The following is a 12069-nucleotide window of genomic DNA, read 5'->3' as shown; positions in this document are numbered from 1 at the left end:
AGGGGCAAAAAAGAAAGGGGCTTTTTCCATGAAAAAAGCAATGAAGAAACTCATGGCTGCACTGCTGGCAGTTGCTATGGTTTGCGCCATGGCCATTCCGGCGTTTGCGGCTGGTGGTACGGAAGTTACCGACTCTAAGGTTAACGTTAAAAATCATAAGTTTGAAGCTTATCAGATTTTCAGTGCAAAGCTGGATTCTGGTAAACTGACCGATGTTGAGTGGGGCAACGGTGTTAAGGGTACTGAGCTTTTGGCCGCTTTAAAGACCGCTACCACCCTTGGTGATTTTAGCACCTGCAAGAACGCCTCTGATGTTGCAGAGAAACTAGCAACTTTCACTACTGAAAAAGCCACTAAGTTTGCTGCCTTTGTAGCTAACGGCTATCTGTCCACTACCAAAATCGCTGGTACTGGCACCATTGCTCTTCCCTCTGCTGGCTATTATCTGATCAAAGACGTTACCCCCGTGGAAGGCCAATACGATGCTTCGAACCTGACCCTTCTGCTGGTGAGTAGCGCTGAAACTGTTACCCCCAAGGTAAAAACCGATATCCCCACCCTTGAGAAGAAGGTCAAGGACAAAAACGATTCCACCGGCGATACTACTGACTGGCAGGATTCTGCCGACTACGATATCGGCGACACTATTCCTTATCAGCTGACTGCTACTCTGGGCGATGTGAGCAACTTCGACACATACTATGTGGAGTTTGTCGATACCATGACTCACCTGACTTATGATTCTATCACCTCCGTCAAGGTCGGTGATAAAACTTTGAATGCTGGAGAGTACACTTCCTCTTGGGATTCTACTTCTAAAACTCTGAAGGTTTCCATTGACAATGTGAAGGCGCACAGTGCAACCAACGGCTCCACAATCACGGTTGAATATACCGCCATTCTGGATGATGATGCTATCATTGGTTCTAACGGCAACCCGAACGAAGCTTATCTGATATTCTCCAACAACCCGAATGGCGATGGTTACGGCAAAACTGCCCCGGACAAGAACATTGTTTTCACCTATAAAGTTGTTGCCAATAAGGTCGATCAGGACGGCATTGCTCTGCCCGGCGCAGCTTTTGCTCTGTTCAAAAAACTGCCTGCTGTCCCCACCGATGGCACTTCCCACATTATGGAGGGTGATGACGCTTATGCTCCGGTCGAGCAACTGAACGTTGACGAAAACGGTGAGATTGAGAACAAGGAACTGACCACCTTCGAGTGGAAGGGCATTGATGATGGCGAATACATGATCAAGGAGATCATCACTCCCACTGGCTATAACTCCATTGAGCCCATAAAGTTTACCGTTACCGCTGATCATCAAATCAAAGCTGATAATCCCCAGCTTACTGAGCTGACGGGCGGCGATAGATTTGACGGTAGTGTTGAACACGGCACTCTGACCACAAGGATCGAGAACAAGCAGGGCACTACCCTGCCCGGCACCGGCGGCATCGGCACCACCATCTTCTATGTGATCGGCGGCGGCCTGATGGCTGCAGCAGCTATCCTGCTCATCACCAAAAAGCGCATGGAGAACCACTAAATTCTCCTTTTCCCCGGCACAGAGCGGGGCCGCAAGGCCTCCTGCTCTGATCCTGAAACTATAACGTTAGGGAGTAGCCCATGAAAAAGAACAAAAGCACCATTATACTGATCCTCGTCTTTTTCGTGGGTCTATCCGTGATGTTATACCCCACCATCAGCGATTACGTCAACCAACGCAACCAGTCCCGCGCGGTGGCAAGCTACGCGCAGGACGTGGACAACATGACCGATGCGGATTACAGCGCCTACTTTGACGCCGCCGATGCCTTTAACGCACAGGTGGCCGCCAACGAAAACGCCCTCTTCCGCCCGGATCAGCTTTCCGGCTACTACGAAACGCTGGATATTACCGGCACCGGCATTATGGGTTACATCACCATTTCCAAAATCGGCGTGGAGCTGCCCATCTACCACGGCACCGACGACAGCGTATTGCAGATCGCCGCAGGCCACTTGGAGGGCACCAGCCTGCCGGTGGGCGGCGCGTCCACCCACGCGGTCATTTCGGCGCACCGCGGCCTGCCCAGCGCAAAGCTGTTTACCAACCTCGACCAGCTGGAAGTGGGCGATACCTTTACCATCACCGTGCTGGACCGGGTGCTCACCTACGAGGTAGACAAAATCTCCATCGTGCTGCCCACCGAGACCGATGAGCTGAAGATCGCCGAAGGTAAGGACTACGTCACCCTGATGACCTGCACCCCCTATGGCATCAACACCCACCGGCTGCTGGTGCGGGGACGCCGCATCACCACACCGGACAAGCTCAAGCACATCCGTGTGACCTCCGATGCCATCAAGATCGAGCCCCTCCTCACCGCGCCCATCATGGCGCTGCCCCTGCTTCTGGTGCTGCTGTTCTGGCTGCTGTTCGCTCCCCGCAAACGCAGCTCCACAAAGAACGAAACGCACAAAACGCAATGAGCAGCCGCTTTTATCCGCGGCTTTGCACGGAATAGGTTTCCCAACAAAAAAGCATCTGCAGCCGTAATGACTGCAGATGCTTTTTTTTGCCTGTTCAGCGGTCCGTCCCGGAGGGAGAGCCGGTTTTGTTTACTGCTGTGCCTGCTGCTCGGCGCGCTTGGCTTCCAGTGCCAGAATAGCGTCACGGCGGCTCAGGTTGATGCGGCCCTGCTGGTCGATGTCGGTCACCTTGACCACAATGGCATCGCCCACGGCGACCACATCCTCCACGCGCTCCACACGCTTGGTGTCCAGCTTGGAGATGTGCACAAGGCCTTCCTTGCCCGGTGCGATCTCCACGAAAGCACCAAAGTTCATCAGGCGGGTCACCTTGCCCTTGTAGATGGCACCGATCTCGGGGTCCTCCACAATGGTCTTGATGGTAAAGATGGCGCGCTTTGCGTCCTCCTGATCCACGGCAGAGACGAACACATGGCCGTCCTCCTGCACATCGATCTTGCAGTTGCAGGTAGCGCAGATGTCCTGAATGACCTTGCCGCCCTTACCGATCACGTCCTTGATCTTGTCGGTGGGGATCATCATGCTGAACATCTTGGGTGCCCAGCGGCTCAGCTCGTGGCGGGGCTCTGCGATCACCGGCTTGATGATCTCGTCCAGAATATACAGGCGGCCCTTGCGGCACTTCTCAAAGGCCTCGGCAATGATGTCGTAGGTCAGGCCGTCGATCTTGATGTCCATCTGGATGGCGGTGATGCCCTTGCGGGTGCCGCCCACCTTGAAGTCCATATCGCCGTGGAAGTCCTCCACGCCCTGAATATCCAGCATGGTCATCCAGCGCTCGCCCTCGGTGATCAGACCGCAGGAGATACCGGCAACGGGTGCCTTGATGGGCACGCCTGCGTCCATCAAGGCCAGCGTAGAGCCGCAGATGGAAGCCTGAGAGGTGGAGCCGTTGGAAGAGAGCACCTCGGACACGCAGCGGATGGTGTAGGGGAACTCCTCCAGAGAGGGCAGCACCGGCACCAGAGCACGCTCGGCCAGTGCGCCGTGGCCGATCTCGCGGCGGCCGGGGCTGCGCGGTGCGCGTGCCTCGCCCACAGAGTACGGCGGGAAGTTATAGTGGTGGATATAGCGCTTGGTCTGCTCGTCGGTCAAATCGTCCATCAGCTGGTTGTCCTTGGTGCCGCCCAGCGTGCAGGTGGTAAGCACCTGCGTCTGGCCACGGGTGAACATACCGGAGCCGTGCACGCGGGGCAGAATGCCCACCTCAGCGGCCAGCGGGCGGATCTCGTTGATGCCGCGGCCGTCCACGCGCTTGCCTTCATCCAGCAGCCAGCGGCGCACCACGAACTTCTGCATCTTGTAGCTTACCAGATCCAGATCGGCGGCGGACAGGTCGGGGTATTCTTCGGCGATCTTGTCCATGATGGGCAGCAGGGCTGCGTCACGCACGTTCTTGTCGTCGGTATCCATAGCGGCCTTGAAGTCGTCCAAGTACTTGTTCTGGATGGCGTGGAACACGTCCATGTCCAGACCCACCACCTGGAAGTCGATCTTCGGCTTGCCGCGCTCGGCCACGATCTTGTTGATGAACTCGATGATCTTCTTGATCTCAACGTGTGCGGTCTTGATGGCGGTCAGCATGGTGTCCTCGTCCACCTCGTTGGCGCCGGCCTCGATCATCACGATCTTGTCCATAGTGGCGGCAACGGTCAGGGCAAGGTCGCTCACCTTGCGCTGCTCCTGCGTGGGGTTCAGCACGATCTCGCCGTCAACCAGACCCACCTGCACGCCGCCGATGGGGCCGTTCCAAGGGATATCGGACACGGCGGTCACCAGAGAAGCGCCGATCATACCGGCGATCTCGGGGCTGCAATCCGGGTCAAGGCTCATGACGGTCATGGTAATGCACACGTCGTTGCGCATCTCCTTGGGGAACAGCGGGCGCATGGGACGGTCCACCACGCGGCTGGTCAGGATGGCGCGCTCGCCGGGGCGGCCCTCACGGCGCATAAAGCTGCCGGGAATGCGGCCTGCGGCGTAGAGCTTTTCCTCGTACTCCACGTTCAGCGGAAAGAAATCCACGCCCTCGCGGGGCTTGGGGCTCATGACCACGTTGCACATCACGCAGGTCTCGCCGTAGCGGATCAGTGCGCTGGCATTGGACAGGCCGCACATCTTGCCCATTTCAACCTTGAACGGGCGGCCGGCCAACATGGTTTCGTAGACCTTGAAGTTGTCAAAGGTCTCTTTGCGGGAACCAAATTCGATTGCCATTGTTTCTGCCTCCTTGTTTTTCGGATCGTTCTATCCAAAAAGCCGTGGCGTGCGCATCATAGCAATAAATCCAGCGCCTCTGCCCGCAGGCACAGGCGTTCGATTTACTGCTGCAATACGCTGCCACCGCTATTTTGTGCGCATGGGATACATGGAGCTATCCATAAAGCAAAGGGCAGGTACCTTTGCGGTACCTGCCCTCCGTTAAAATTACTTACGCAGACCCAGAGTTGCGATCAGAGCACGGTAACGCTCGATGTCCTTCTTCTGGAGATAAGCCAGCAGATTGCGGCGACGGCCAACCATCTTCAGCAGACCGCGGCGGCTGTGGTGATCGTTAGGGTTCTTCTTCAGGTGCTCGTTCAGCTCGTTGATGTGAGCGGTCAGCAGAGCGACCTGAACCTCGGGGGAGCCAGTGTCCTTCTCGGTCAGAGCGACTTTGGCCATAACTTCCTGCTTATTCATAATACAGTACCTCTTTCAAGTAATTTATCTGCCTATGGCACAGCGGTGGGAAACGGTTCTCCCAAAAGCGGGCATACTCCCAGCCCCGTGCCACGGTAACAGATATAGTATACCAGATTGCACAGCAGATTGCAAGAAGATTTTTGCCCGCAAGCCTTAATTTTTTACAATACCGCCCCAGTACAGCTGCACCTCCGGCAGTTTCTTTTTGCGCAGCAGAAACACGGTGGGGATCAGGTACACCGCCACCGACATCAGCCGCGAGGCATCGTAGCCGCTTACGCTCTCAGCCACACTGGTGGTGCCGTACAGCCCGCCGATGAGCATGGCAGCAATGTCCATGGCGCTATGCAGGAACACCGTCACCCACAGATTGCCGGTACGGAAGTAGATGGCGGCAAACATCACGCCCAGCGAAGCCGCAAACACGCACTGCATCAGCACGCCAAAGGGTGCCGAGCCCAGAATATTGGTCAGGTGCGCCGCACCAAACAGCACACCGGACAGCAGGCAGGCCTTCCACACACCGGCGCGGCTGGTGCCGAAGTGTTCCAGCAGGGTCTGGGCGATGACGCCCCGGAAGATGAACTCTTCCGCCACGCCCACCATGGCCATGTTGGCCAGAAAGGTGCAGATGCGCACAGCGGGCTGCAGCGTGCCATTCTCCGGCCGGCCCAGCAGCAGCGAACCAAAGGTGTTGTAGCCGATGAATACCAGCGGGTACATGCCCACCAGCAGGCCGTTGAAAAAGCCGCTGCCGCGGCGGCGCAGCAGCCCGGCACGGTCTGTCCGCACCAGAAACAGCACCGCCACCAATGCGCCCACCAGCTCCTGCAGGGTGCTGTAGAGGTATGTATCCAGTGCAGAAAAATCTGCCCGGAGCAGCACCAGCACAATGGTAAAGATCAGGTCGGTGACAAACAGGCTTGCCAGAAAGGCCACTTCGGCCAGAACACAGAATACGATCGGGTGCGCAGTGCGCAGTCGTTTGAGCATAAGTACAGCCCTCCCTATCAATGATAAGCCTATTCTACCACGATTCCCCCAAAAGCGATAGGGCGAAAATAAACTGTGCTGCCGGGAGATCAGGGAGTTGTGAACAGCTTGCAGCATCTTTTTACAGAAAGTTCATGTAAAAACAGGCTAAAATAGCCTTGCAGGTTTGACGTGTCTGCCGCTTTGGTGTATCATATACTTGTATTGTTATGCGCGATTCCGGGCGCATCGCAGCCCGATTTTTAAGATTTATGAGGTGTGACCTATGTCCCTTGTTGAAAAACTTTTTGGCAGCTTCTCCGACCGGGAGCTGAAAAAGGTGAACCCCATCACCAAACAGGTGCTGGCACTGGAGCCCAAGTATCAGGCCATGTCCGATGCCGACTTGCAGGCGCAGACTGCCGCTTTCAAACAGCAGCTGGCCGATGGCAAAACGCTGGACGACATTCTGCCGGATGCCTTTGCCGTCTGCCGCGAGGCCGCATGGCGCGTGCTGGGCATGAAGCACTTCCCGGTACAGGTGACCGGCGGCATCGCCCTGCACCGCGGCGATATTGCCGAGATGCAGACCGGTGAGGGCAAGACCCTTGTGGCTACCCTGCCCGCCTACCTGAACGCCCTGACCGGCGAGGGTGTGCACATCGTTACCGTCAACGACTATCTGGCCAAGCGCGACAGCGAGTGGATGGGCAAGCTCTACCGCTGGCTGGGGCTGAGCGTGGGCCTGATCGTGCAGGGCATGGACGGCGACGCCCGACGGGCCGCCTACAATGCCGATATCACCTACGGCACCAACAACGAGTTCGGCTTCGACTACCTGCGCGACAACATGGTGACCTACAAGGCCAACATGGTGCAGCGCGGCCACGCCTACGCCATCGTGGACGAGGTGGACTCCATCCTGATCGATGAAGCCCGCACCCCCCTGATCATCTCCGGCCGCGGCGAGGACTCCTCCAGCCTGTACACGCAGGTAGACCGCTTTGTACGCACCCTGCACAAGAGCGTGGTGGTGGAGCTGGAAGATAAGGTCTCCACCGATGAGCAGGCCGATGGCGATTACGTTGTGGACGAAAAGCACAAGACCTGTACCCTGACCGCTGCCGGCATCAAAAAGGCCGAAGCCTATTTTAAGGTAGAGAACCTTGCCGCCGCCGAGAACATGACCCTTGCCCACCACATCGATCAGGCCATCAAGGCCTACGGCGTGATGCAGCGGGACATCGACTATGTGGTCAAGGATGGTCAGGTCATCATCGTGGACGAGTTCACCGGCCGCCTGATGATCGGCCGCCGGTACAACGAGGGTCTGCATCAGGCCATCGAGGCCAAGGAGGGCGTGAAGATCGCCGCCGAAAGCAAGACGCTGGCCACCATCACCTTCCAGAACTACTTCCGTATGTACAAAAAGCTGTCCGGTATGACTGGTACTGCCCGTACCGAAGCCACCGAGTTTACCGAGATCTACGGCCTGAACATCGTCAGCGTGCCCACCAACCGCCCGGTGCAGCGCAAGGACTACCCGGACGCCATCTACAAGACCGTGGAGGGCAAGTACCGCGCCGTCATCGAGCAGGTAATGGAGTGCCACAAGAACGGTCAGCCTGTGCTGGTAGGTACCGTCAGCGTGGAAAAGAGCGAAACGCTTGCCAAGATGCTGCAGCGCCACACCCGGGATTTCAACGTGCTGAACGCCAAGAACCACGAGCGCGAAGCCGAGATCGTGGCGCAGGCCGGTAAAAAGGGTGCCATCACCATCGCCACCAACATGGCAGGCCGTGGTACCGATATCATGCTGGGCGGCAACGCCGAGTTCATGGCGAAAGCCCAGATGCGCAAGGAGCACTTCTGCGAGAATCTGCTCAATCCCGAGACCCCGCAGGACGCCGACCCGGCAGCCGTGGAACTGCTGCTGACCGAAGCCAACGGTCACGGCGAGACCACCGATGCCAACATTCTGGCCGCACGTCAGCGTTTTGAGCAGCTGTACGCCCAGTACAAGCCCGCCATTGACGCCGAAGCCGACGAGGTGCGCGCCGCAGGCGGCCTGTTCATCATTGGCACCGAGCGCCACGAGAGCCGCCGTATCGACAACCAGCTGCGCGGCCGTGCCGGCCGTCAGGGCGACCCGGGCGCTTCCCGCTTCTACCTGAGCCTTGAGGACGATTTGATGCGCCTGTTCGGCGGCGACCGGGTGTCCAGCCTGATGAACACCCTGAAGATCGACGAGGATACCCCCATCGAGAACCGCATGATCACCAATACGCTGGAAAGCGCCCAGAAAAAGCTGGAAGGCCGCAACTTCGAGATCCGTAAGAACGTGCTGAAGTACGACGACGTGATGAACCAGCAGCGCGAGATCATCTATGGGCAGCGCCGCAAGGTGCTGGACGGCGAGGACATCAGCACCGAAATGCACAAGATGCTGCGGGAAAACATCGATTCCAGCTGCGCCCAGTTCCTTTCCGGCGATGTGAAGGACGAGTGGGATTTTGGTGCGCTGCGCCGTCACTATCAGGGCTGGCTGACCACCGATGCCGACTTCCACTACACTGTGGCAGACTTTGATAATCTTTCCCAGCAGGGCATTGCCGATATGTTGTACGACCGCGGAATGCAGATCCTGCAGGCCAAGGAGGTGCGCTACGGTGCACCCGTCATGCGCGAACTGGAGCGCATCTGCCTGCTCAAGTGCGTAGACCGCCAGTGGATGGGCCACATCGACAACATGGACCAGCTGCGGCAGGGCATCACGCTGCGCGGCTACGGCCAGAAGGACCCGGTGGTGGAATACCGCATTGAGGGCTTTGATATGTTCGACCAGATGGTGGATTCCATCCGGGAGTCCAGCGTCAAGATGCTGCTGACCATCGAGCTGCGCGCCGCCGGTTCCGCCCCCAAGCGGGAGCAGGTGGCAAAGCCCACCGGCGAGGGCTTTGTGCCCGGCAACGGCGCACCCGGCGTCAAGGGCAGCCCCAAGGGCCAGCCGGTGCGTGTGGTCAAGATTGGCCGCAACGACCCCTGCCCCTGCGGCAGCGGCCTGAAGTTCAAAAAGTGCACCTGCGCCAAGTTCCATCCGGAAGGCCTGCCCACCGACGCAAACGAAGATTAAGCTGAAAAGCCTCCCGGCTCCTGTCTTTGGCAGGGGTCTGGGAGACTTTTGATAAAATGAAAGGGAGCTGATTTGGAATGATCACACCGGAAAAGCTGTTGGAAGCTGCAAAGCAGCTGGAACCCCAGCTGCAGGAATGGCGGCGCACCCTGCACCGTCACCCGGAGGTGGGCTTCGACCTGCCCCAGACCAAGGCACTGGTCAAAAAGGCGCTGACTGAGATGGGCTACACCCCGCAGGATTGCGGCAAGTGCGGCGTGGTGGCGCTTGCAGGCGGCAAGCGTCCCGGCAAGGTGATCCTGCTGCGGGGCGACATGGACGCTTTGCCCCTGCAGGAGGAATCCGGCGAGGAATTTGCCTCTGAGCTGCCCGGCAAGATGCACGGCTGCGGCCACGATATGCACACCGCCATGGTGCTGGGCGCGGCCAAGCTGCTCAAGGAGCACGAGGACGAGATCGAGGGCACGGTAAAGCTGGAGTTCCAGCCCGCAGAAGAGATCTTTCAGGGCTCGCTGGATATGATCAACAGCGGCCTGCTGGAGAACCCCAAGGTAGACGCAGCGGTCATGTTCCATGTACTGGCCGGGATGCCCCTGCCCGCCGGTATGGTGCTGGTGCCGGGCGGCGGCATTACCATGGCCAGCTGCGAGCAGTATCACATCGTTGTGCACGGCAAGGGTGGCCACGGCTCTATGCCCAACGCCTGCATCGACCCCATCACCGCAGCGGCGCACATCCACATTGCCCTGCAGGAGATCAACAGCCGTGAGCTGGACCCCGCAGGCTTCGGCGTGTTCACCACCGGCCGGTTCGAGGCAGGCAAGACCTCCAACGTCATCCCGGATTCTGCCGATATGTGGGGCACCATCCGCACTGTGGACCCGGAGCAGAAGGTCAGTGCCCTTATCCATCAGCGCATGACCGAGATTGCACAGGGCGTAGCCACCGCCTACCGCTGCACCGCCGAGGTGGAGTTCAGCGATTACTGCCCCTGCATGGTGGTGGACACCCCGCTGGCGGGCAATGCCCTGACCTATATGACCGAGCTGCTGGGCAAGGAAGCGATGGATATGACCCCGCTCACCGGCGGCAAGCCCGGCGGCGGCAGCGAGGACTTCGCCTTTGTCAGCCACGAAGTGCCCACCGTGAGTATGTTCTTAGCTGCTGGCAACGCCAAGGAGGGCTACACCTACGGTCAGCACCACCCCAAGGTGCGCTTTGACGACAGCATTCTGTACCGCGGCACGGCAGCCTACACCTATATGGCGCTGCGCTGGCTGGCAGAGCACCAGTAACAATAAAAAAGACCACCGGACAATGCAATCCGGTGGTCTTTTTTCGTTGCAGCTCAGCCGTTACAGGCTAAGGCCTACGCCGAGAACTACCAGCAAAACTGACAGGCACAGGCAGCTTATGCCGTTTCTCCGCTCGGTAAAAGCCTCGATGGAGCTCTTTTCCCGCTGCCTTGAACGCTCCAGCTGCACAGCGCCCATATATGCGGCAAAACCGGCACAGAGCAGCAGAACAAAACTGAACCCGAGCATCCTCATCATTTCTCCAAAAACCTCATCCCATTATTGTGTATTCTGCCTCAGAACTGCATCTTCCACACATGGTCGGTGCGGTAAGTGCCGTTGGCATAGTGGGTCGCGCCGGACTCGAACAGCACATAGATGCCTCCGTCCGGGGCATCGGCCAGCGCTTCGGTCATGGGCATCACGGTCAGGGCTGCAGTCTGGCGGGCGCTGTCCAGCAGGTAGGCCTTCACTTCCCTGCCGTTCACGGTCAGGGCGGTGTCCTGGGCTTCGTCCAGCGCCAGCGCGTAGCGCAGCAGGCAGGCATTATTCTTGCGTCCATAGGACTGGCTCAGGGTCACTGCGCCGTCCTTTACCACCACGCCCTGTATCTTGTTGGGCGCTGCCAGCACCACGTCCGGCTGGGCGTAACTGTCGCCCTCTGCCACCGTAAGGCCGGTGTCGCCGCCGGTCATATCGTAGCCCATAATATAGCTGCCCAGCTTTTCGCCCTCCGCGTTTTCGGTGGTATAGTCCATACCCGCCGAAAGCCCATAGTCCGCACCGGGGTGGTAGAAGTTGCCCACCCAGAGGTACCCGCCGGAAAAACTGAGGAAGGAGGGCGAGACCGGCACCGGGATGCTCTGCTCCACCGTGACCTCATGGCTGCCCTCGGCGGGCAGGCTGCTTAAGGGAATGGCAAGGATGGTGGTGCGGCCCTCGGTGTCATTGGTGCCCGAAAGATAAAGGGTGGTATCACTGACGGCAACGCCGCCCACATGGCCGTCAAAGGGCAGGTTGCCCGGCTTTTTCAGCAGATATTCCGCCGTCAGCCTGCCGGTGGCGGTATCCACCGCCACAATGGCAGAGCATTTGCCCTTGGTGGAGTAGTAGCCGGAGATGTACAGAATGCCGGTGGCATCGCATATATCCATGCCCTGGGGGATCAGGTTTTCCGCAAGTCCGGGAATGAGGAATTGCGGCTCCGCCTTGCCCAGATACTCCGCAAAGGTACTGTTGCCAAGGTAAGTCTCAGCAGCCACGGTGGTCGTCTGGGAATAAAGCATCTTTTCTTCCGGGGCCGGGGCAGCGGCAGAAGCCGCCGCCGGGGCCGAGGAGGCCGGCAGAGAGGCAGCGGTGGCGCCGCAGCCTGCCAGCAGCGCCACTGCCAGCCCTAAACTGCAAAGGAACTGAGCTTTATGGAAACCACGCATAGAAACTACTCCT

Annotated in this window: 8 protein-coding genes; 4 read left to right on the top strand and 4 right to left on the bottom strand. The window is 58.5% G+C overall.

Translation table 11 applies throughout. The annotated features are described in order from the left end of the window. Positions 1-250 precede the first annotated feature (250 nt). Positions 251-1552 carry an isopeptide-forming domain-containing fimbrial protein gene (locus ACXPUX_RS06690; protein WP_458830978.1) on the top strand — a complete coding sequence of 434 codons (1302 nt, stop codon included), beginning with the start codon at positions 251-253 and terminating at the stop codon, positions 1550-1552. A gap of 80 nt (positions 1553-1632) precedes the next feature. Further along, positions 1633-2478 (top strand): class C sortase, encoded by an 846-nt coding sequence (locus ACXPUX_RS06685; RefSeq protein ID WP_458830976.1) that lies wholly within the window; start codon positions 1633-1635, stop codon positions 2476-2478. Between the two features lie 129 nt (positions 2479-2607). Here the strand turns inward: ACXPUX_RS06685 and ACXPUX_RS06680 are convergent, their stop codons facing one another. The 3 genes from ACXPUX_RS06680 to ACXPUX_RS06670 form a co-directional block, all read right to left on the bottom strand. Then, positions 2608-4755, bottom strand: coding sequence for a polyribonucleotide nucleotidyltransferase (locus ACXPUX_RS06680; RefSeq protein ID WP_458830975.1), 2148 nt, complete (start codon positions 4753-4755; stop codon positions 2608-2610). Between the two features lie 210 nt (positions 4756-4965). Then, positions 4966-5220 carry a 30S ribosomal protein S15 gene (rpsO, locus tag ACXPUX_RS06675; protein ID WP_005925047.1) on the bottom strand — a complete coding sequence of 85 codons (255 nt, stop codon included), beginning with the start codon at positions 5218-5220 and terminating at the stop codon, positions 4966-4968. 156 nt (positions 5221-5376) lie between these two features. After that, positions 5377-6216 carry a lysostaphin resistance A-like protein gene (locus ACXPUX_RS06670; RefSeq protein WP_458830973.1) on the bottom strand — a complete coding sequence of 280 codons (840 nt, stop codon included), beginning with the start codon at positions 6214-6216 and terminating at the stop codon, positions 5377-5379. Positions 6217-6481: 265 nt separating this feature from the next. On the opposite strand from ACXPUX_RS06670, the gene secA reads away from it, so the two are divergent. Continuing rightward, the gene (secA, locus tag ACXPUX_RS06665) at positions 6482-9328 is read left to right on the top strand and encodes a preprotein translocase subunit SecA (RefSeq protein ID WP_458830971.1); all 2847 of its coding nucleotides are present in this window, start codon (positions 6482-6484) and stop codon (positions 9326-9328) included. Between the two features lie 77 nt (positions 9329-9405). Further along, positions 9406-10623 (top strand): M20 metallopeptidase family protein, encoded by a 1218-nt coding sequence (locus ACXPUX_RS06660; protein WP_458830969.1) that lies wholly within the window; start codon positions 9406-9408, stop codon positions 10621-10623. 296 nt (positions 10624-10919) lie between these two features. On the opposite strand, the gene ACXPUX_RS06655 is transcribed toward ACXPUX_RS06660, so the two are convergent. Then, the gene (locus tag ACXPUX_RS06655) at positions 10920-12056 is read right to left on the bottom strand and encodes a hypothetical protein (protein ID WP_458830967.1); all 1137 of its coding nucleotides are present in this window, start codon (positions 12054-12056) and stop codon (positions 10920-10922) included. Between the last annotated feature and the right edge of the window lie 13 nt (positions 12057-12069).

Source organism: Faecalibacterium sp. PGM34 (assembly GCF_054456555.1).
The sequence above is the reverse complement of the archived record's forward strand: the minus strand, read 5'-3'. Positions and strand labels throughout refer to the sequence as shown.